Origin of the sequence: Thalassotalea nanhaiensis (genome assembly GCF_031583575.1) — a bacterium.
GTDB lineage: Bacteria > Pseudomonadota > Gammaproteobacteria > Enterobacterales > Alteromonadaceae > Thalassotalea_A > Thalassotalea_A nanhaiensis.
Genome location: NZ_CP134146.1, coordinates 2,490,713 through 2,512,786, shown reverse-complemented (window position 1 = coordinate 2,512,786; position 22,074 = coordinate 2,490,713). Strand labels below are relative to the sequence as shown.

20 protein-coding genes and 4 tRNA genes are annotated in these 22,074 nt (G+C 37.9%); 19 read left to right on the top strand and 5 right to left on the bottom strand.

Annotated elements, in window-relative coordinates; translation table 11 throughout:
* The 5 genes from RI845_RS11065 to ruvB all read left to right on the top strand — a co-directional run bounded on the left by RI845_RS11065 (window position 1) and on the right by ruvB (window position 7,555).
* A complete protein-coding gene (locus RI845_RS11065; RefSeq protein ID WP_348386228.1) occupies window positions 1-2,841 on the top strand; it encodes an EAL domain-containing protein in 2,841 nt (946 codons plus the stop codon).
* Between the two features lie 260 nt (window positions 2,842-3,101).
* Window positions 3,102-4,883 (top strand): aspartate--tRNA ligase, encoded by a 1,782-nt coding sequence (gene aspS / locus RI845_RS11060; RefSeq protein ID WP_348386227.1) that lies wholly within the window; start codon window positions 3,102-3,104, stop codon window positions 4,881-4,883.
* Between the two features lie 351 nt (window positions 4,884-5,234).
* The gene (gene ruvC / locus RI845_RS11055) at window positions 5,235-5,762 is read left to right on the top strand and encodes a crossover junction endodeoxyribonuclease RuvC (protein ID WP_348386226.1); all 528 of its coding nucleotides are present in this window, start codon (window positions 5,235-5,237) and stop codon (window positions 5,760-5,762) included.
* Window positions 5,763-5,842: 80 nt separating this feature from the next.
* Window positions 5,843-6,469: a Holliday junction branch migration protein RuvA gene (gene ruvA / locus RI845_RS11050; RefSeq protein ID WP_348386225.1), complete on the top strand. Its 627-nt coding sequence runs from the start codon at window positions 5,843-5,845 to the stop codon at window positions 6,467-6,469.
* 63 nt (window positions 6,470-6,532) lie between these two features.
* Window positions 6,533-7,555, top strand: a complete 1,023-nt coding sequence (gene ruvB, locus RI845_RS11045; RefSeq protein ID WP_348386224.1) for a Holliday junction branch migration DNA helicase RuvB — start codon at window positions 6,533-6,535, stop codon at window positions 7,553-7,555.
* Window positions 7,556-7,557: 2 nt separating this feature from the next.
* Here ruvB and RI845_RS11040 read toward each other — a convergent pair whose 3' ends face one another.
* A complete protein-coding gene (locus RI845_RS11040; RefSeq protein WP_348386223.1) occupies window positions 7,558-8,151 on the bottom strand; it encodes a nucleotidyltransferase family protein in 594 nt (197 codons plus the stop codon).
* Window positions 8,148-9,131, bottom strand: a complete 984-nt coding sequence (locus tag RI845_RS11035; protein ID WP_348386222.1) for an XdhC family protein — start codon at window positions 9,129-9,131, stop codon at window positions 8,148-8,150. The genes RI845_RS11040 and RI845_RS11035 overlap by 4 nt, the downstream gene beginning before the upstream one ends.
* 633 nt (window positions 9,132-9,764) lie before the next feature.
* Here RI845_RS11035 and ybgC point away from each other — a divergent pair.
* The 11 genes from ybgC (at window position 9,765) to RI845_RS10980 (ending at window position 16,063) form a co-directional block, all read left to right on the top strand.
* Window positions 9,765-10,181 (top strand): tol-pal system-associated acyl-CoA thioesterase, encoded by a 417-nt coding sequence (ybgC, locus tag RI845_RS11030; protein WP_348386221.1) that lies wholly within the window; start codon window positions 9,765-9,767, stop codon window positions 10,179-10,181.
* Complete coding sequence (gene tolQ / locus RI845_RS11025) at window positions 10,171-10,863, top strand: protein TolQ (protein WP_348386220.1); 693 nt, start codon at window positions 10,171-10,173, stop codon at window positions 10,861-10,863. The genes ybgC and tolQ overlap by 11 nt, the downstream gene beginning before the upstream one ends.
* Window positions 10,864-10,878: 15 nt before the next feature.
* Window positions 10,879-11,301, top strand: coding sequence for a protein TolR (gene tolR / locus RI845_RS11020; protein ID WP_348386219.1), 423 nt, complete (start codon window positions 10,879-10,881; stop codon window positions 11,299-11,301).
* A 3-nt stretch (window positions 11,302-11,304) separates the two neighbouring features.
* Window positions 11,305-12,297 carry a cell envelope integrity protein TolA gene (tolA, locus tag RI845_RS11015; protein ID WP_348386218.1) on the top strand — a complete coding sequence of 331 codons (993 nt, stop codon included), beginning with the start codon at window positions 11,305-11,307 and terminating at the stop codon, window positions 12,295-12,297.
* 20 nt (window positions 12,298-12,317) lie between these two features.
* Window positions 12,318-13,673, top strand: coding sequence for a Tol-Pal system beta propeller repeat protein TolB (tolB, locus tag RI845_RS11010; protein WP_348386217.1), 1,356 nt, complete (start codon window positions 12,318-12,320; stop codon window positions 13,671-13,673).
* Window positions 13,674-13,713: 40 nt separating this feature from the next.
* Window positions 13,714-14,256: a peptidoglycan-associated lipoprotein Pal gene (gene pal / locus RI845_RS11005; RefSeq protein WP_348386216.1), complete on the top strand. Its 543-nt coding sequence runs from the start codon at window positions 13,714-13,716 to the stop codon at window positions 14,254-14,256.
* Window positions 14,257-14,461: 205 nt separating this feature from the next.
* A complete protein-coding gene (gene ybgF / locus RI845_RS11000) occupies window positions 14,462-15,208 on the top strand; it encodes a tol-pal system protein YbgF (RefSeq protein WP_348386215.1) in 747 nt (248 codons plus the stop codon).
* A 218-nt stretch (window positions 15,209-15,426) separates the two neighbouring features.
* Window positions 15,427-15,502: transfer RNA gene (locus RI845_RS10995), tRNA-Lys, on the top strand.
* Between the two features lie 136 nt (window positions 15,503-15,638).
* A tRNA-Lys gene (locus tag RI845_RS10990) sits at window positions 15,639-15,714 on the top strand.
* Window positions 15,715-15,772: 58 nt separating this feature from the next.
* Window positions 15,773-15,848, top strand: a tRNA-Lys gene (locus tag RI845_RS10985).
* A gap of 139 nt (window positions 15,849-15,987) precedes the next feature.
* Window positions 15,988-16,063 (top strand) — tRNA-Lys (locus RI845_RS10980).
* 278 nt (window positions 16,064-16,341) lie between these two features.
* Here the strand turns inward: RI845_RS10980 and RI845_RS10975 are convergent.
* Window positions 16,342-16,686, bottom strand: coding sequence for a four helix bundle protein (locus RI845_RS10975; protein WP_348386214.1), 345 nt, complete (start codon window positions 16,684-16,686; stop codon window positions 16,342-16,344).
* A 321-nt stretch (window positions 16,687-17,007) separates the two neighbouring features.
* Between RI845_RS10975 and RI845_RS10970 the strand changes: the two genes are divergently transcribed.
* Window positions 17,008-17,778 (top strand): hypothetical protein, encoded by a 771-nt coding sequence (locus tag RI845_RS10970; RefSeq protein ID WP_348386213.1) that lies wholly within the window; start codon window positions 17,008-17,010, stop codon window positions 17,776-17,778.
* A gap of 81 nt (window positions 17,779-17,859) precedes the next feature.
* Here RI845_RS10970 and rrtA read toward each other — a convergent pair whose 3' ends face one another.
* A complete protein-coding gene (gene rrtA, locus RI845_RS10965; RefSeq protein WP_348386212.1) occupies window positions 17,860-18,462 on the bottom strand; it encodes a rhombosortase in 603 nt (200 codons plus the stop codon).
* A gap of 56 nt (window positions 18,463-18,518) precedes the next feature.
* Here rrtA and RI845_RS10960 point away from each other — a divergent pair, with 56 nt between their 5' ends.
* Window positions 18,519-19,109: a tRNA-uridine aminocarboxypropyltransferase gene (locus tag RI845_RS10960; RefSeq protein ID WP_348386211.1), complete on the top strand. Its 591-nt coding sequence runs from the start codon at window positions 18,519-18,521 to the stop codon at window positions 19,107-19,109.
* A 49-nt stretch (window positions 19,110-19,158) separates the two neighbouring features.
* Window positions 19,159-20,883, top strand: coding sequence for a gamma-glutamyltransferase (gene ggt, locus RI845_RS10955; protein ID WP_348389536.1), 1,725 nt, complete (start codon window positions 19,159-19,161; stop codon window positions 20,881-20,883).
* A 48-nt stretch (window positions 20,884-20,931) separates the two neighbouring features.
* Here ggt and cysK read toward each other — a convergent pair whose 3' ends face one another.
* Window positions 20,932-21,900 carry a cysteine synthase A gene (gene cysK, locus RI845_RS10950; RefSeq protein ID WP_348386210.1) on the bottom strand — a complete coding sequence of 323 codons (969 nt, stop codon included), beginning with the start codon at window positions 21,898-21,900 and terminating at the stop codon, window positions 20,932-20,934.
* Window positions 21,901-22,074 lie beyond the last annotated feature (174 nt).

Sequence of the window (22,074 nt, the reverse complement as noted above, 5' to 3'; positions counted from 1 at the left end):
ATGAAATATTTAATTTTATTTAAACATAGATTAAAGACACCGCTATTTGTTATTGGCTTACTGTGTTTAAGTTTATTTGCGATTAACTCCTCACTATTTGCCGCTACTCAATCGCAATCGAAACTTATACAGTTATTTGAAGATAAAATCATCCATGTCGCGCTTTATAATGACGATATTGCTACTACCATGTTGTTTGATGCTATATCAAAAGAGCGCAACTTTACTGTTAAATATCACCAGTATATGTCTTATGAAGCTGCGGTAAGGTCTGTGATTAACGGTAAAAATCATTTTATGGGCAATGTTAGATATCATAAGGGGCTCAAGGATAAGCTCGCTTACTCAGCGCCAACACATATAAACGAACTGTATTTGATCACTTCCAATCCTCGGTTAAAGCAAGACTTCGATGAACACCGTATCGGTATTCATAGAGAATTAATGACTAAAGATGCTATCAGTCATGTTTTACAAGGTGCAAAATTGGTGGAATATAAAGATACTAATGAAGCACTTTCCTTATTAGAAACTGGCGCCGTTGATGGTGTTGTTGACTTTCTATCTAATAATGTTGCGATTTTTACCGAGCAATATTATAAAACTAACCTTGATTTACAACTGTCTTCACAAGTCGTTTCGCTTATTACTCAGACAGGAGAAATGGAGCCTTTGTTGAAGGTCCTTACTGACTACTTAAACCAGGATAATTTCCAAAAATCAATCAACATCAAGCGAAATGAGTTAAAAAGAAAAGCGCAGAAGGCGGTGATTAAATATTTGGTGAAACAATCCAATTTAAATTTAGATAAAGAATATGTATTTAACTTGGAGGTGAGAAGACCTTTTATATACTTTGATGATAATCAGAATTTAACAGGAGTTTTCGTTGAAGTAATAAAAAAATCCTGTGCGTTAATTTCAATCTCTTGCGTGTTAAAAGCCAATGCACAGACCTCATGGGAGAGGCTTTACAACGAATTTCTTGAAAATGAAGTGCAAGGGATTGCCCCTTTAACTATTCTTGATGAGCGTAAACAGCAAGTTAATTTCACCAACGAAGCGCATCATAATCAAATGGTTATTTTGAAACGTACCAATTTTAAAGATGATGAATTTGATCATGTATCCGAGCTTTATGCACAGAGAATGGGGGTAGTAAAAAATGACTTCTCAGAATGGTTATTAAGAAATTATATTCCACAAATGACCTTTGAATATTACGATACGATTGATGATGCATTTCAAGGGCTGATTGATAAAGAAGTAGACTATATTACCAGTTCAAAATCATATATTAATTCCCAGTTAGAAAACAATATTGTTAATGTCACATTGGACCAAAGAATCAGCACATATCATGACATTCCACTGGGTGTTGGATTTAACAAAACAGAAGAGGGAGCACATCTGGCAGCTCTTTTTAACCAAGCATTTAAAGTTATAAACTTGAAGAAAATAGTGCGTGAAGGAATGCCACAATTCGACTTTACTGAGCAAATAAGTAACCAACAAACAAAACAAAAACGAACCGTTTTTTTAGCCATAATCATATTAAGCATACTCATTTATTTAACTTTGAAATTTCGTCGTATATCACTTCATGACGACTTAACCGGGCTTAGAAATAGACGCGGTTTTAATCATAAATATCCGCAACGGTTTGATGAAAACTTAACCATGATATTTCTTGATGTTGTTAACTTTAAAGAAAAAAATGATTTTTTTGGTTTGCATGAAGGTGATTTAATTCTGCAGACATTATCGGCTACATTCAAAAAACATGTTGGTAAAGGTGAGGTTTATCGTTATGGCGGTAATGAGTTTTTAATTTTAGCGCCATTCACTGAAAACCAATGCCGCGATTTTTTAGAAACTATTCAAACGATTGAGGTGACTTCGATAAAACAACAAGTGAAGCACCTTTTAAGTTTCACCACTATAATCGTTGAAAAAGGCACTGAATATCAGGACTTGGAACAGTTATTTGCTATTTTGTATATTGCTTTGCGAAAACAAAAACAAAATCATGATAATGATATTTGCTACATTAATAAAGACACTTTATCTATGTTTGTCAAAACCAGCGAATTTCGAAAGAAATTGGCTAATGCCATGGAAAGCAAAGAACTGTCAGCATACTTTCAACCTATTTATGATTTATCGGCTAACAAAATTATCGGGATTGAAGGACTCTCCCGTTGGTACAGTAACGATAAGTTATTGACCCCGTATTTTTATTTCGATGAATTAAAAGCACTCAATAAGGAAGCTGAACTGGATTTTTTAATGATCGAAATCATGGACGATTGTTTTAGCAAATTAATGCAACGAGGGCTAATTGATAGTAGTTTCCAAATTAATATTAACATTTCATTTGCTTCCTTTCGACAAGCCAGCTCACTTTATCAAGCTTTGAATAAGATGCAGACACCTAAATCTCAGGTGTGCCTGGAAATTCTTGAAGATACAGTATTGGATGAATTTTTGATTGAAAAATTTGAAAAATTAACTCAAATGGGCTTTCAGCTTGCGATTGATGATTTTGGTGCGGGCTTTATGTCAATTGAGCAAATTAAAAGTCATTATATTTCAACAGTAAAACTGGACCGCTCGTTACTGCCAATAAATATCATTAATTCAACATCTGATTTAACTGCATTATTGAGTCTTGTGACCATGTTGAAAAGTTTTGATAAGAAAATAGTAATGGAAGGCATAGAAACAGAAGAGCAAGCTGAACTACTCAGAAAAAACGATATAAATCGTGCGCAAGGTTTCCATTTAGCTAAACCTTTATCGTTTAAAGATCTTGTTGAGTTGCTAGAGTCAAAACAATAAGTTTAAGTAACAAGGATACAAATTATTGATTAACCCTTCTCATCTACAAGTTACATTTACAGCTTATGCATAATTTTTCACTAATATGTAATTGATTCTACTATTTGCAGGTGACTTTAGCGTTGTTTGCTTTATAATAACCGCTTTTAAATTTTAGCATCTTTGCAAGGGCGATAAACTGCACTTGCTTGGCTCAATCGAATTTGGCCAATTGAATAAATTCAAGATGTACAGCAACATTATTTTCAGGATATAACGAAATGCGCACTTTATTTTGTGGTGAGGTTAATGAATCTCACGTAGGACAAGAAGTAACTCTTTGTGGTTGGGTTAACCGTCGTCGTGACTTGGGTGCCGTGATCTTTGTTGATTTACGCGATCGTGAAGGCATCGTGCAAGTGGTATTTGATCCAGACTTACAAGAGGTTTTATCAACAGCAAACACCTTACGCAATGAATTTTGTGTGCAAATTAAAGGTAAAGTTCGTGCTCGCCCTGAAACACAAGTTAATAAAGATATGGCAACCGGCGCCATTGAAGTACTAGGTTTAGAGCTTAATATTTTAAATAAATCTGCGCCTCTACCACTTGACTCAAACCAAGAGAACAGTGAAGAAAATCGCTTAAAATATCGTTACTTGGATTTACGTCGTCCAGAAATGACTGAACGTTTACGTTTTCGTGCGAAAGTTACTTCACAAGTTCGTGCTTCATTAGAAGCTCAAGCGTTTATGGATATTGAAACACCTATCCTTACAGCGGCTACGCCTGAAGGAGCACGTGATTATTTAGTACCTTCACGTACTCAAAAAGGCAACTTTTTCGCTTTACCACAATCACCACAGTTATTTAAACAGTTGTTAATGATGTCTGGTATGGAGCGTTACTACCAAATCGTTAAATGTTTCCGTGATGAAGATTTACGTGCTGACCGTCAACCTGAATTTACCCAAATTGATATTGAAACGTCTTTCATGTCAGCTGATCAGGTTATGGCTGTAGCTGAAAAAATGATCCGTGAATTATTCGAAAGCCTATTAAATGTAGACTTAGGTGAATTCCCGCATATGACTTACGCTGAAGCGATGACTCGTTACGGTTCAGATAAGCCTGATTTACGTAACCCACTTGAAATTGTCGATGTTGCTGATATTTTAAAAGACGTTGAATTCAAAGTATTCTCTGGTCCGGCAAACGATCCAAAAGGTCGTGTATCGGTAATTAAAGTACCAGGCGCTGCCGCAGAGCTATCACGCAAAAAACTAGATAACTACACTAAGTACGTTGGCATTTACGGTGCTAAAGGTATGCCTTGGTTAAAAGTAAACGATGTAGATGCCGGCCGTGAAGGCTTACAATCTCCAATATTGAAGTTCTTATCAGACGATGAAGTAACTCAATTATTAACACGAGTTAATGCAGCATCAGGTGATATTATTTTCTTCGGTGCTGACACATACAATGTTGTTACTGAATCATTAGGTGCACTACGTCTTAAACTTGGTGAAGACTTAGGAATGGTTTCTGATGAATGGAAACCTCTATGGGTTGTAGACTTCCCTATGTTTGAAGAAATTAATGGTGGCATGCACGCGTTGCATCATCCATTTACCGCACCTACAGATATGACCGCTGAAGAATTAGAAGCTAATCCAATTGGCGCATTATCGAATGCTTACGACATGGTATTAAATGGTTGTGAGTTAGGTGGTGGTTCAGTTCGTATTCATAACGAAGATATGCAATCTGCAGTATTTAGAATTTTAGGCATTAGTGATGAAGAAGCTCAAGAGAAATTCGGTTTCTTACTAGAAGCACTACGTTACGGTACACCACCACATGCTGGTTTAGCATTTGGTTTAGACCGCATCGTAATGTTGATGACGGGCGCTACATCTATTCGTGACGTTATGGCATTCCCTAAAACAACAACTGCAGCCTGTCCATTAACCAATGCACCAGGTAAAGCTAACCCTGCACAACTTGTAGAACTTGGTATTCAAGCTATTCCACAAGAGCCAGAAGACACTGACGCTGAATAAAATAATTGTTTGACTAATATCCGTTCACAAAGCCTTGTTTGAGTTATCAAACAAGGCTTTTGTTTTTGAAAACGAGAAACGAGAAATTACGGGCTCCATTAAGGTTATCTTTGAATAAAATAAATTTTTAACGTGGCTTAAATAGTGATGCGAAGCAGATTTATTAAATAGCTAAGTTTTAAAATCAGCCATTTTGTTTATCTGAAAAATACCATAAGATAGTTTATTAGAGCTGGTATAAATTACAGGACTAGAAAGCTTTGTTTTTCGTATCTAGTTTCTCGTTTCTAGATTCTGAACTAAGTAAATGGCAACCTATTTGCGCGTAATGAAAGGGTTAATTATAAATCAATGAGTATCATTTTAGGGATAGATCCCGGCTCGCGATTAACCGGTTATGGTGTAATCGAAAAACAAGGTCGTAAAATAACTTACCTTGGCAGTGGCTGCATTAAAACGTTGGCTGCTGGGGATAATCATCCTGAACGATTGCAAATTATCTTTGCCGGTGTTTCTGAGCTTATTATGCAATTTAAACCGGAAATGGTTGCCGTTGAGCAAATATTTATGGGTTTAAACCCCGGAGGGGCACTAAAGCTTGGACAGGCACGCGGTGCAGCAATTGTTGCGGCAACTAATAATGGCATAGAAGTGTCTGAATACTCTGCCAGACAAATTAAACAAGCCGTGGTTGGCACCGGTGCTGCGGATAAATCCCAAGTACAGCATATGGTAAAGTCAATCTTAAACCTTCCTGCTACACCACAAGAAGATGCTGCCGATGCCTTAGCAGTAGCAATATGTCATGGCCATAGTTACGAGTCATTAATTAAAATGTCAGGTCGTGCAACAAAAACAGTTCGTGGGCGCCTGCGTTAAACCAAATTTTTATTTACTATATATTTATACAGTGGTATTGTTTGTGTATGATCAGCTTAAAAGAACAATAGGAAATATAGGTGATAGGACGTTTACGCGGCATTTTAATAGAGAAACAAGCTCCCGAAATATTACTTGAATGTAATGGTGTTGGTTACGAAGTCACTCTGCCAATGACCAGCTTTTATCATTTACCAAAACTTGAACAAGAAGCCGTTATTTATACCCACTTCGTTGTACGCGAAGATGCTCAGTTACTGTATGGATTTGCCAATCAAACTGAACGTAAGCTGTTTAGGTTATTAATTAAAGTGAATGGTGTTGGTCCGAAACTGGCTTTGGCTATATTATCAAATATGTCAGCAGGGCAGTTTGTACATTGTGTAAATCTTGATGATGTGGCGACAATAGTAAAAATTCCGGGTGTTGGTAAAAAAACAGCTGAACGTTTACTGATTGAAATGCGTGATAAGTTAAAAGATTGGGGTAATGATATTGCCACACCGGCAACTGATAATATGCCAATAGACCTAATTAGTGCCGATAGTTCATTAGTTGCGATAGCATCTAATAAAGACGATGCTATTACCGCGCTTGTGTCGCTAGGGTATAAACCTGGGCAAGCAGATAAAGCCGTTAAAGCAATATATACGGATGACATGAGCTCAGAAGAGCTTATCCGCGATGCGCTTAAGTCTATGCTGTAAGCTAAATTGATACTTTGCTGAATTTAATTCAGCACCTAAACAGAAAAATATAAGTTAAATACTATGATTGAAGCAGATCGCCTCATACAACCTGAACGCTTAATAGAGCCAAGCGCGACACGTGAAGAAGAAACCATAGATCGTGCTATTCGCCCTAAAATGTTGGCCGATTACACCGGTCAAGATCATGTAAAAGAGCAAATGGAAATCTTCATTCAAGCGGCGAAGAATCGCGGCGAACCGCTCGATCATTTACTTATCTTTGGTCCTCCTGGTTTGGGTAAAACCACATTGGCCAACATTGTAGCCAATGAAATGGGCGTTAATATCCGTACCACTTCAGGTCCAGTTTTGGAAAAAGCTGGCGATTTAGCCGCGCTATTAACTAACCTTGAAGAAAATGATGTGTTATTTATTGATGAAATTCATCGATTAAGCCCTGTGGTAGAAGAAATACTATACCCGGCAATGGAAGACTATCAATTAGACATTATGATAGGTGAAGGGCCCGCAGCGCGTTCTATTAAATTGGATTTACCGCCTTTTACTCTTATAGGTGCAACTACCAGAGCTGGCTCTTTGACATCACCGCTGCGCGATCGTTTCGGTATTGTTCAACGTTTAGAGTTTTATAAAGTTGCTGATTTAAAAGATATTGTTAGTCGCTCAGCACACTTTTTAAATGTAAATCTTGTTGAAGAAGGCGCTTATGAAGTTGCTAAACGTTCACGCGGTACGCCTCGTATTGCCAACCGTTTATTACGTAGAGTAAGAGATTATGCCGAGGTCAAAACAACGGGCGACGTAGGGCAAGAAACCGCATCAAAAGCATTAAATATGTTAGAGGTTGATACTGAAGGATTTGATTTGATGGACAGAAAGTTATTACTCGCCATTATTGATAAGTTTTCCGGTGGGCCAGTTGGGCTTGACAATGTTGCTGCTGCTATTGGTGAAGAACGTGAAACCATTGAGGATGTGATTGAGCCTTATTTGATTCAGCAAGGCTTTTTACAACGCACGCCTAGAGGTAGAGTTGTGACTGACAACGCCTACTTGCATTTTGGTTTAGACAAACCAAGCTAACACTAGCGGGTAACGTTATTTGTTATCCAATCACTGGGTTTGTCTATATCGGTGACAATACCACTATCGTTTACATCAATTAGATGCAGCTTTTCTGGATTTGTTCGTATCACTTTAGCTGCACCAGAGTCACCGGATAATTGGCTCAGTTGCGATAAAAAGTCAGAGCCAAAACAAACAGGGTGGCCAGCATCATTTTTATACACTGGTCGCACAATGTTATCACTCTTAGATGCATCCAAAATCATTGTGATGGTTGCAGAATTAATATAGGGCATATCGGCTAAAAAAATACTGACACTACTAATATTTTCGCCTGTTTGTGTATTTAAAATTTTTCTAATGCCTGTTGCCAAACTTGTACCTAAGCCAATCGAATCAGCAGGTGCTGGGGTTAACCTAATATTTCTATTTTTGATTAACTTCAGTAAGCTGTCATCTTGATTACGATGCACAAGGTAGACAGTTGTAAACTGTTGGCAAACAAGATCTAGAGTTTCTATGAGTAATGGCTTGTTTTCTCCTGCGAGCCTTTTATCAGCGCCGTAACGAGCTGAAAACCCTGCGGCTAACACTAATGCGATTTGACTATTCATAGCAATTCTTTGTTAATCCCGTGTCGCACCCTGATGATGTCAGCCATCGTCGATATAGCTATTTCAAATGGTGTTTTACTGCCAATATTTAGCCCTATAGGGGCAATTAACCGACTTAATTGATCATCACTTAATGAACAGATTCGCTTTAGTCGCTCGTGTCTTTTAACCGTTGTACGCATTGACCCCATAGCGCCAATATAAAAGGCAGGAGTATCAAATACACTCATCATGGCAACGTCATCAACTCTAGGATCGTGCGCGAGAGCTAAAACTGCGCTACGTTTATTCGCATATTGCTCAATAAATTCATCTGGAGATTGCCAATGTATATCTACACCGCCATTAGCTTTGGTGAAATGCCAACTTGATGCTAACTCTTTGCGCATATCGCATACTTTTACGTCAAACCCAGCCTGTAAGCCCAATTGGGCAATATGTTCAGTAACTTGGCCTATGCCAACCAGTAACAGTGAATAAACCTGAGCATAAGCCAACTGTACGCTTGCGCTGGTTTCTATCACTTGCCGAACAGAGTCATCAATGAATGGTTTTGTCGTACTGATCTTGTCAGTAAAAAATATCTCTCTTACAAACGCTTGTTGGGTTTGCGCTAATTCAAGCCAATGGGTAATCGCCGCATGATTAATTGTTGTCGGAGTAAAGTTCTCGACTAATAAACGAATTGTGCCACCACAGGGCAATTCTCTGATGATATCCTGCTCAACGGCATGTTCGCCATAGGTGAATAACTCTGCTGGAGTTAAAAATTTACCTTGCTTGATCATATTTACGAACGCGTCTTCCAGGCAACCACCTGAAATTGAGCCTACTCGCTCATCACCATCGGTTAAAAATATTGAGCCTATGGGGCGGGGGGCCGAGCCATAGGTTTTTAAAATAGTACAAAGCCAAATAGTTCTATTATCAGACAACCACTGCTGTGCTTTGGTAATTACATTTATATCGGTAAGTTGCATTAGCTTTTATTAGTAAACTCTTAATAACCTTAAAGTACTGATAATTTGGATAAAGTTAAAGAAATAAATATAAGTAATTTAAATAAACCAGAGAATATATACCGTCATTCCATTTACCAAGATTGGTCTGAATTTATTCGGATGTGAAAAGTTTAGAGGTAATCGATAGGGCGCCGAGTTTTATCAATCCCTAGCCAAAAAAAAAGCCCGCTAAATTAGCGGGCCAACAAAATCTGTTGAAAGGAGGAAGTTAAATAAATCAAGAAACATAAATAAAACAAGAGATGTCGCTTAGATGGATGTATTGTATGGAATGGTGTAAAAGTTAACAAACTAAAAAAATTCAAATTAAGCATTAGAAAAACTAATGCGGATTACGTGAAGGGGTTGAGGCTTTGTTTCTACTCTAACCTTTGTCTTGGCGGTTTGTTGCTTGATTTATGTATTAAAAAATATAATAGGCGAGTGGTTTGCTGTAGTTTGGTTTCATCGTTTACGTTTTTCTATATTTTGATTTTATAAAATAATTAAAAAAAAATACTGAGTATTGCCTTAATCCACTTGAGTGTAAGGATTATATTCGCGTAATATAAGGCAGTGTAACTTAACTGTACTAACGGCTATTTAGAGCAAATGAATAATAACAATAATGCTTTTCAATATAACTTAAGAGTTTACTACGAAGACACCGATGCCGGTGGCATAGTTTATTACGCCAACTATTTAAAATTTGCCGAACGAGCTCGAACCGAGTGGCTTAGACATTTAGGAATAAATCAGTCATTTTTTCTTGAACAAAGTTTAGGTTTTGTGGTCAGAAAAGTAGAAATGGATAACAGAGCTTCTGCCAAACTAGATGACTTGCTAACCATAACAACAACAATTTCAAATTTAAAAAAAGCCAGTTTGGTATTCGACCAAGTGATTCAAAATCAACACGGTGACGTTTTATGTAATGTTTCTGTGTTAGTCGCCAGCGTTAATTTACAACGCGCCAAACCTTGTGCAATTCCAGAACAAATATTAGGAGCTCTATCTAGTGCACGCTGAATTATCGTTTTTTGATTTATTTTTACAAGCCAGCCTTTTGGTAAAAGCAGTAATGCTTTGCTTATTAGGTTTCTCTATTGCTTCATGGACTATGATTATTCAACGCTCTAAAGCGTTAAATAAAGCTCAAATGCAAGCTTCAACGTTTGAAGATAAGTTTTGGTCTGGTGCAGATTTAAGCCGATTATACAAAGAAATTAGCGCCCGTGGTTCGGTAGACGGAATTGAGAGTCTGTTCGTTGCTGGTTTTAAAGAATTTGCCCGTATTAGAAAAAGCCCTGATGCCTCATCGCAAGCCGTAGTTGATGGTACACATCGAGCAATGCGTGTTGCTTTATCTCGAGAAGTTGATGAACTTGAAACTCACTTGTCATTTTTAGCAACTGTTGGTTCAATTAGCCCGTATATAGGATTGTTTGGTACAGTTTGGGGAATAATGAACTCTTTTATTGCTTTAGGGGCTGTTCAACAAGCAACGCTTTCTATGGTAGCTCCTGGTATCGCCGAAGCTCTTATCGCAACAGCAATGGGGTTATTTGCAGCAATACCTGCGGTAATGGCATTCAACCGTTTTTCTCATACTGTTGAAAAGCTTGAAAATAGTTATGGTAATTTTATGGAAGAGTTTTCAAGTATCTTACAACGCCAGTCTGTTGCAACTAACAACACTCAAGCTCGATAGAGCAGAGGATTTAGTATGTACGTTCGAGTTAAGCGAAAACGCGTAGCAGAAATCAACGTAGTACCTTACATTGATGTAATGTTAGTGCTGTTGATCATTTTTATGGTAACCGCGCCTTTGATCACCCAAGGTGTTAAAGTAGATTTACCAAAAGCCGATTCTGAATCATTACCACAAGATTCCAAAACACCAATAGTTGCCAGTGTAGATATTGATGGGTTGTTTTATTTAAATGTCGGTGACTCAAAATCTGAGCCACTTTCACCTGACGAATTAGCTGTTTTAGTTAGAGCTCGTTTAGAAGTGGATCCAGACACCCCTGTTGTGGTCAATGGTGATGGTAATGTTCCTTATAATTCAATTATTCAACTTATGGTGTTATTGCAACAGTCGGGTGTACCTTCAGTTGGCTTAATGACCGAATCGCCGGAGCTATAACGAGTGTTTGCTGTATTTAAAAATGCTATTGGCAATTTAGTTAACAAATGTATGTTGATATTTACCTATTTACCCGATGGTAAAAACGTCAAACAGCAATATATAATCGCTATATCTGCCGCTGTTGGTATCCATTTAGTGATGGGTATAGTGTTGATGCTTAATACTGACTTTAGTCCAAAGGCTAAGCCCATCCCTAAGCCACAAATGCAAGTGATCGATGCTGTGGTCATTGATGAAAGTAAGTTAAAACAACAGGTTGATAAGCTTAAGAAACAAAAACAAGCCGCTAAAAAACGAGAAGATGATCGTATTAAAGAGCTTGAGCGTCGCGCCGATGATGCGGCTAAAAAACGCAAACAAGAAGCGCAAAAAATAAAAGATTTAGAAAAACAGCGCAAGAAAAAAGAAGCAGAAAAGAAAAAAGCAGACGCAGCGGCAAAAACAGCAAGAGCAAAAGCGGCATCTGAAGAGAAACAACGTAAGAAAAAAGAGCAAGAGCGTAAACAAGCCGAAAAAGCAGCAAGTGATGCAAAAGCTAAACGTTTAAGAGAAGAAAAAGCCGAAAAAGAAGCGGCAGAAAAGCGTCGTCGTAAAAAGCTGGAAGATGACAAACGCAAAAAAGAAGCGGCTGAACGCGCTGAGCAAGAACGCCTGTTAGAGCAACAGATGCTTGAGGAAATGGCGTCGCGTGACAGTGCCCGTAGCCAACAAGTAATGACAGAAGCTGAAAAGTATGGTGAATTGATGAAGCAAGCTATAAAGAGAAACTTCATTGATGATCCAAGTTATAAAGGGAAATCTTGTAAACTGAAAATAACGCTAGCCGCAAGTGGGTTTGTTATTAATGTACAATCGGGTACTGGTGACCCATATGTTTGTAAAGAAGCTGTGAAAGCTGTGAATAAAACAGGTACTTTACCAGTATCTAAAGACCCAGAAGTATTTGAGAAGCTGCGTAATATCAGTTTAACCTATAATTCTGAATATCAATAATTGGAACACAATAACGTATTATGTTTAAAAAAGTTTGTATAACCCTAGTATTTTTTACTGCTTTTATTAGTAAAGCTTACGCTGAATTAGAACTTGTTATCACCGGTGGTGTGAATACTGCCAGACCGATAGCGGTTCTACCGTTTACTTATAATGGCACCAGTGCATTACCGGAAAACATTGCTAAGGTGATCAGCGATGATCTATTGCGCAGTGGTAAGTTCAATCCTATTAGCTCAATGAATATGCCGCAAATGCCAACGAAAGTTAGCGATATTGACTTTCAAGCGTGGGCTGATTTAGGTATTGAAGCCATTGTTATGGGTAACGTTACTGAATCATCTCCTAATAATTATTTGGTATCTTTTAAGCTTGTCGATGTTATTCGCGGCCAAATGACCGGTGGTGAAGGCCGCTCATTGAAAAATGGCCAATTAGTGCAAAGCAATGATCATGTGTTGATTAACTCTAGCCCGAGTCAATATATTCCTGCAAAGCTGTTTCGCCCCAAAGCGCATCAAATATCAGACAGTGTATTTGAGAAACTTACCGGCGTGCGTGGTGCATTTTTAACAAAAATTGCCTACGTAATAGTTCGCGACAGTGGCGCGAAAAAATATCAATTGGTATTAGCTGATTATGATGGCTATAACGAGCAAGTATTATTAAGCTCATCAGAACCGCTAATGTCACCAACCTGGTCACCAGATGGCACAAAGTTGGCCTATGTAACGTTTGAACAACGCCAGGCGCAAATTTATATTCAAAATATTTACACTGCCCAGCGTGAAGTTATATCAACTTATAAAGGCATAAATGGCGCACCGCGCTGGTCTCCCGATGGAAAAAGCATGGCGATGGTATTATCCAAAGATGGTAATCCAGAGGTTTATGTGATGAATATTGCCACTAAAAAATTACGCAGAATTACTCGTCATCGCGCCATTGATACAGAGCCAAATTGGGCGCCAGATGGAAATTCTTTAATATTTACCTCAGAACGGGGTGGTAAACCGCAGTTATATCGCGTAGATTTAGCTAATGGTAGAGTGAAAAGAGTTACTTTTGACGGTGAAATGAATCTTGGTGGTTCTTTTACCCCAGATGGACGCCATTTGGTTATGGTTAATCGCACACAAGGACAATACCATCTTGCTAAGCAAGAGCTCGATTCGATGAATCCTGTACAAGTATTAACGAAGACAAGGTTGGACGAGTCACCAAGTATTGCCCCAAATGGTGGCATGATAATTTATAGTACTTTGCATAATAATCGCCAAGTACTGGGTTTGGTATCTGTTGATGGTCGCTTTAAAGCACGTTTGCCTGCGCAAAACGGGCAGGTAAAAGCACCAGCATGGTCACCTTACTTATAATAAAAATAATTTAATTTTATATTTCAAAAAAGGAAAAAAAATGCATTTAAATAAACTTGTTAAAAGCATTGCTGTTGCTCTGCCATTAATGGCAATGGCTGCATGTAGCTCAAATGATACAACAGACGAAGAAGCACAAATTGCTGCTAACCAAGCTGCACAACAAGCACAAGCAGAGCAACAAGCTGCTGAAGCTGCCGCTGCTGCAGAAGTAGCTCGTTTAGAGCAAATCAAGCAAGAAGAACAGGATAAGTTACAAACATCTAACACTATCTATTTCGACTTCGATACGTCTAAATTAGATTCTTCAGTAACTGAAATCTTAAACATGCACGCTGCATTTTTAGTTAACAATGCAAACGCTCGTGTTGTAATTGAAGGTCACGCTGATGAACGTGGTACTCCTGAGTACAACATCGCTCTTGGCGAACGTCGTGCACAAGCTGTTCAAAAATACCTAGAAAACTCTGGTGTTTTATCGTCTCAAATCGAAACAGTTAGTTACGGTGAAGAAAAGCCAGCTATCAGTGACCGTACTGAAGGCGCTTTTGCTAAAAACCGTCGTGCAGTATTAGTATACTAATCGAGTTTGTTTTTGATTAAATCAGTGTAACCACTGGTTTGAGCATATTTATAAATAAAAGCTTGTAGCAGATTAAATTTACAAGAATATCAGTTATCTGAATTCTTTATATTTTAATTTGTTAACAAGCTTTTTTCTTTTTATATTAGTAATATGGTATAAATAATTACTATCAAAACTTTAGTAATAAGTAATAGGATATTCAATGACATCGTATAAGTTCATCTTGGGTTTAGCGGTAATGGCGAGTACAACGGCCATAGCGGCTGAACCAGCCCCTGTATTAGACATTAACCAGCAATCAGTGCAACCAGCACAGTCTGCAGATGTGGCAACACTACAGCGCACCCTGCAGGTTCGTAACAATGCATTAAACGATATGCAGCAACAGGTCGATGAGTTACAAACAGAATTAAGTGAGCTAAGAGGCGTTACTGAAGAACAAGCTTATACTATTAGTCAAATCCTACAACGACAGCGTGAACTGTATCAAGAAATTGATAGAAGATTAGCTGCCGCCCAAGCTGCACCGAAAGTTCCACCTGTTACAAATAGTAATGTTAACTATTCATCAAACTTAACTGAAAATGAAGCCTATGATCATGCGGTAAATTTGGTATTAAAAGAAAAAAAATACGATCAGGCCATTACTGAGTTTCAGTCGTTTAACCAAAAATTTCCTAATTCAAGCTACTCTGCCAATGCTCATTATTGGTTAGGGCAACTTTTATTTAATAAAGGCAAATTGAATGAAGCTGGTGCAGAGTTCTCAAATGTGATCAATAATTTTGAAAATTCAAGCAAACGCAGTGATGCAATGTTGAAGCTAGGCATGGTTGAACAGAAATTAAATAACCCTCAAAAAGCTAAAACGATCTTTAATCAGTTAATAAATGAGTATGCAGATTCATCTGCAGCACAATTAGCCAAAGCTCGATTATCTAGTCTATAATTTTTTAGATTACCTAGATCTATGTAAGTTTATCGCCAGAGTATAATTTTTGAGCACAATTGATTACATACTTTGACGATAACTTGCTCTATCTGCTCTCTTTTTGCACATACAAACTTATTTTTTAAAAAAACTGAAATTTGTTGTTGCACTAATAATTATTATCAGTATCATATGCCCCGCATTGAGGCACCAACTTCAATGTAATAAAACTATGGCGGCCGTTAGCTCAGCTGGTAGAGCAGTTGGCTTTTAACCAATTTGTCGAAGGTTCAAATCCTTCACGGCCGACCACTTCCTTTAGAAGAATAGTTTTGGGATGAAAATTAAAAGCCAAGGCTTTTAACATTTACTCCCAAATAGGTCGAAAGTTCATACCTTAATGAACGACCACTTTCTTTAAAGATAATAGTTTTTGTAAAGTTTATATCGGCCGTTAGCTCAGCTGGTAGAGCAGTTGGCTTTTAACCAATTTGTCGAAGGTTCAAATCCTTCACGGCCGACCACTTTCTTTAAAGTTAAAGATAGTAGTTGTGATATAAACAACCTAGTAAAAAATGAATTCGGCCGTTAGCTCAGCTGGTAGAGCAGTTGGCTTTTAACCAATTTGTCGAAGGTTCAAATCCTTCACGGCCGACCAATTCATTCAAATGTAAAAAATGAAAGGTGTTTGAGTATATTAAAAGCCGAGGCTTTTAACGTTTATACCCAAATAGGTCGAAGGTTCAAATCCTTCACGGCCGACCAATTCATTTAGCACTCAAAGTATACCCTTGTATCGGCCGTTAGCTCAGCTGGTAGAGCAGTTGGCTTTTAACCAATTTGTCGAAGGTTCAAATCCTTCACGGCCGACCACTTTCTTTATTAAATTAAGAGTGTGGTTATCCTGATACAAGTACTCATCAAAATCAAAGAAACTAGAAACTAGAAACGAAAAACAGTTTATTGTTTTTGATTCTGGTTAAACCTTAAATGTTTTCATATAGTTTCATAAAACACCGCAGCCTAACCATTAACTCGCACTTAGTCTCTCGTTGATAGCAATCTAATTTATACATTAATTAAAATAGCAATATTTTAAAATTTAATTAAACAATGAAAGGTCCCCAAAACCCGCACTTAGTTTCTCGTCTCTAGCAATCTCGTTTCTTTTTAATCATCGCGCCAATCATTCTAGAAATTTGTTTAGTTTCATTAATAAGGCTCAAGCCAAGCTCCTTATTTATAAAACCTATTTTTATGCCAATATAAAGTTGAGTTACTAATTCACCTGTCGAGCCTTTCGAATAATACAAAAACCTAATCTTTTCTTTACTAGTTTGCCTCTCTTCACCTTCTGCAATATTCGATGGAATAGATAATGCTGATCTCGTTATTTGATCTTTAAAACCATAGTTATTGCAGTTATCAAAATGAAGATAGACTTGACAGGCCAAGTGAGATGAACGTTTCCATACGTCTAAATTTTCGAATAACATGCTAGTTCCTTTAGCAAGTTTGAAGTTCATTTATTATAGTTGTGAATAGATAAATAGATAAATCTATTTCGAGAAACGAGAAACGAAAAGCAGTTTATTGTTTTACATTCAGGTTGAGTACTAAAAAGTACTTTTAGGGTTTCATAAGCCATAGAGACATTACCCAAACCTGCTCTTAGTATCTCGTTTCTATTAATCTCGCTTCTAGTACTGCCGTTTCTAGCAATCTCGTTACTTTTTCCTTTATTTAATTATGAGTTTCTGAAAATTATCAACTATAGTAATTTCAATGGTTTAATTTACTTTGTATTAGGAAACACAATGAAAAAAATCCAGTTAAGTTTATCTCTAGTATTGATGCTTTGTTTATTGTCTTTTGGCTTAAAAGCTGAAGAAAACACAACGCCTTTAACTGATGTATGGGTGATAACAATCGATAATGTTCACAAGCAAGCCTTTGAGAAAGCGTTGAAAGAACATATGCAATATAGGGTTGATAAAGGCGAACAGGTAAATTGGAATGTATATACGCAAGTGATTGGTGAACAACTTAATACCTATGTTTTACGAGCTTGTTGTACCAATTGGGATAAAATTAGCGAGCATAATGCCTGGAGCAAGGAAGCAAAAACATCTAAACATTGGCGTGAAAAAGTCGTTAAATACATCAAACATAGAGAGCATTTTTATAGCAAGGTTGATAGTGAAAACAGCTCGTGGGACACCAGCAAACAATTTAAGTACTTTTCAGTAGATACGCTTTATCCAAAACCCGGTGAAGGCTTTAAAATGCAAGCGTCAATTAAAGCGATAAGTGATGCCGCTAAACAAATGCAGTGGCCTGAAAGTTGGTCTTGGAACAGCCGTATTGGTGGTAAACCTATGCTACAGCTAGTTGTTGGCCATGAAAGTTACGCCGACATGATGCCGCAAGAAAAATCATTTTTTGTACGCTTGAGTGAGCAAATGAATTCAAAAGAAGATGCTCAACAATTATTAGAAGAATATGGTGAAAATTTTAGCGAAACCAGCTATTCAATTTGGGTACACCGCAAAGGGTTATCATCCCCAGATACAATATCTAAAAAATAGATAAGTCATCAACTTAAAGAAGAGGTAATGCCAATCTATTATAAGATTGGCTTATTTCTAGACTGTATAAAGATGTCGAACTTAGGTGGCAGTGTTATTAGTCAATTTCTTTATAAATAGAATGATTGGTAATATTAACCCGCCAATGGCACCCCAAAGGTGGGCATCTATAGCGACAGATGCATTGATTAACGCTTCAACATCAGCACTGGCACCAAAGACTTGTTCGTAAATTATTTTTCCCCATACACCTATCAGTAATAAGTAACCAGATTTCCAGCCTTTTTGAATGTCACAAATTGCACCCCACACAAAAATACCATGCAACACGCCAGATAAACCGACATAACGGGTCATATCGGGTACAAAGTAAAATATACCAATACTACAAACAACAGCTGAAAGTAAAAATGACTCGCTGTAGGTTTTATTCGTGTAATGATCGCCATGCAACGCCCAAAGCATTGTTAAGCCCGCTAGGTTTAATAACAGGTGGTTAAAGTTTGTATGGGCAAAATGTCCAGTAACAAAGCGCCAATAGTCACCATCTATAATTTTATTACGATCATAAATTAAGTACTCTGTTATCCCGTCAGGTAACAAGTAAACGATAACTGCGACAACGAAAATAGATAAAGGAATGGTAAATGCTTGTGAATTAAAAGGTAAAGACAACTTCAACATAGGAGGTATAATACGGTTAATTATTTTTATTAAACAAGCTATTGCTTGCAGGTGTTATGAGCAGACAGTATTGCACAAGGTGTCAACGACCGCTAGTCACATGTATCTGTAATTTGTGCAGTCGCATTGAAAACGATGTAAGTGTGGTTTTTCTTCAACATCCAACTGAAGAGAAACAAGCCAAGGGCACTGCTATGTTGGCGCATTTAAGTTTGCAAAAATCTAGTATTATCGTTGGTGAAAATTTTAATGATAATGAAACATTAAACAGCCTCATAAATGATGAAGATAATAATGTATTGCTACTTTACCCTGAAGAAAGTGCGATTGTTGCCAGTGAGCAAACAAATGCGATGAGAAAGAAAACCATCATACTCATACTGGATGGTACCTGGAAAAAAGCCTATCGCATGTACCAATTATCCACAAAGCTGCACAGTTTAAATAAAATCACTCTGGCAAATGATATAAAAAGTCAGTATGTTATTCGCAAGCATCACAAAGACAGTGATGTATCGTCACTAGAAGCCTGCGCTCATGCACTAATTGCCTTAGAAGGTGATAATGACAAATATGCGCCATTACTTGACAGCTTTAATAAATTCAATCAATTTCAATTGTCACTCGCGAACAAAAATAAAACCTAAAGGATCTCACGTGCTCAATAAGTTAAAACTATTTACCCTTATCGCTTTAATGCTGTTCACTTCAGCCTGTACCCTTGACCAAACAAGTAATACAGAGGTTCGTGAAGATAGAGAGCCTGAAGCTGCAACAGGGCTGCAAGAATCTCAAACGGTAGTAGGTAAAAAGTATATGGTTGCTGCAGCAAATCCATATGCAAGTGAGGCCGGTTTTAACATTTTAGAAAAGGGCGGCAATGCAATTGATGCAGCAATTGCGGTGCAATTAGTGTTAACCCTTGTTGAGCCACAATCCTCAGGCATTGGTGGTGGTGCATTTATATTGCATTTTGATAATTCAAATAAGCATTTAACTACGTTTGATGGACGAGAAGTGGCGCCTGAGCATGCCAGCCAAGATCAATTTTTAAATGAACAGGGTAAGCCTGTGCGCTGGATTGACGCAGTAGTAGGTGGGCGCAGTGTCGGTGTGCCAGGTGTTTTAAAAGCGTTAGAAGATGCCCATAAAAAACACGGAAGCTTACCTTGGTCTGTATTATTTGATGATGCCATCATGCTGGCAGAGCAAGGTTTTGTTGTATCCCCTCGTATGGCCAAGCTTGTTTCAATGGCGTTTAACCCAGGTATAAAGAAATTACCCGCAGCGAGTAATTATTTCTTTCCAAACGGACAAGCGGTTGCTGCCGGAACGTTACTTAAAAATCCGGCTCTGGCAAAAGTTTATAAGGCGATTGCTGAACAAGGAACAAAAGTTTTCTACCAAGGTTGGATCGCTGAAAGTATTGTTAATAGTGTGAGAAACTCTGCAATAGCGCCGGGCCGTCTTTCGTTAACTGATATGGCAAATTACAGAGCCACTGAAAGTAACGCCATTTGCAGTTCTTACCATATCTATGAAGTGTGCGGTATGCCACCACCAAGCTCTGGTGGGGTAGCGGTTATTCAAATATTAAAACAACTAGAGCAGCATAATTTAGCGCAATACCCAGCTAATGATATTAACGCCTTGCACCTGTTTACCCAAAGCTCACGTTTAGCCTTTGCCGACAGAGCAAAATATATTGCCGACCCTGATTTTGTTAACGTACCGGTAGAGCAATTAATTGATGCAAGTTACCTAAGTAAACGAGGGGATTTGATCTCGCTGGAAAAGGATATGGGTAATGCCGTAGCAGGTCAGTTCCACAATACTGCAAAACTGGCAGATGATAATGCCATTGAAATGCCATCAACCTCGCACATATCAATTGTTGATGCACAGGGCAACGCTATTTCAATGACCACAAGTGTCGAAATGGCATTTGGCTCAGCGGTATTTGTGGAAGGTTTTTTACTAAATAACCAACTTACTGATTTTTCATTAGCTCCTATGGTAAACGGTGTTGCAGTAGCAAATCGCTTAGAGCCGTTTAAACGACCTCGAAGCTCTATGGCACCTACTATGGTGTTTAATCAAGATGGAAGTCTTAGATTGGTTGTTGGCTCGCCAGGTGGTAGCCGAATTATCAATTATGTGGCGCAAACTATGGTGGGCGTATTAGATTGGGGACTTGATATTCAATCTGCTATTAATCTACCGAAAGTCACGAATCGTAACGATGCCACAACTTTAGAAAAAGGTACCGATATTGCGAACTATAAATCAACCCTCGAATCTATGGGGCATAAAGTATCTGTTAGAGATTTAAACAGTGGTATTCATGGTATTGAAGTAATAAAAGATAAACTGGTTGGTGGTGCAGATCCACGCCGTGAAGGTAAGGTTTTTAGTAACTAAAGATAGAAAAGGGGTCACTGACCCCTTTTTATTTAAATCTAAGATTGTTTACTGAGAAAGTTCAGCTTCAGAAAATATATCTGCAAACAATGGACTTGATAAGTAACGTTCAGCCGAGCTGGCCAAAATCACAACAATGTTCTTATCAGCATTTTCAGGTTTTTCAGCTAAACGTTTAGCCGCTACAACTGCAGCACCAGATGAAATACCTGCTAAAATACCTTCTTCTTTCATTAAACGATGCGCCATTGCTATTGAGTCATCATTTGAAACACGCTCAACAGAGTCCACTATAGAAAGATCCAGATTACCAGGAATGAAACCTGCGCCAATACCTTGTATTTTGTGTGGCCCTGGAGTTAATTCTTCACCTGCTAACTTTTGCCCGATTACTGGAGAATCTTCAGGCTCTACGGCAACTGATTGAATTGCTTTTCCTTTGGTGTTTTTAATATAACGACTAACACCGGTAATTGTTCCACCAGTACCAACACCAGCAACAAAAATATCAATATTACCATCAAGATCATTCCAAATTTCAGGACCAGTTGTTAGTTCGTGAATTTCAGGGTTTGCCGGGTTATCAAATTGGCCTAAAATTAAATATTTACTTGGATCTTGTGCTTTAATTTCTTCAGCTTTTTCGATTGCGCCCTTCATGCCTTTCGCGCCATCCGTTAACTCTAATTTTGCGCCCAATGCAACAAGTAACTTACGACGCTCTAAACTCATGGTATGCGGCATAGTTAAAATTAAGTCATAACCTTTAGATGCGGCAACAAACGCTAAGGCTATACCAGTATTACCACTGGTTGGCTCTACAATAGTGATGCCTTTTTTAAGCGTGCCTTTTTTCTCGGCATCCCAAATCATATTCGCGCCAATACGACACTTCACACTGAAGCTAGGGTTTCTCGCTTCAATTTTGGCGAATACATTACCACCAGTTACACTGTTTAGTTTTACTAATGGCGTTTTACCAATAGTATCTGGATTGTTTTGAAATGAGTTTGTCATGGTTAAGTCCTTTGAAATTCGGTTAAATCGCGTTAAGATTCGCTAAATAATTAGTTAATTGTAGTTAAGACTACACCGTTTTCATATTTTAGAAAGTAACAGAACGATATAACTAATAACTGTTTGTTTTATTGTAGTTATTACCATTTGGTATAACACCAATTGCTAAATTTC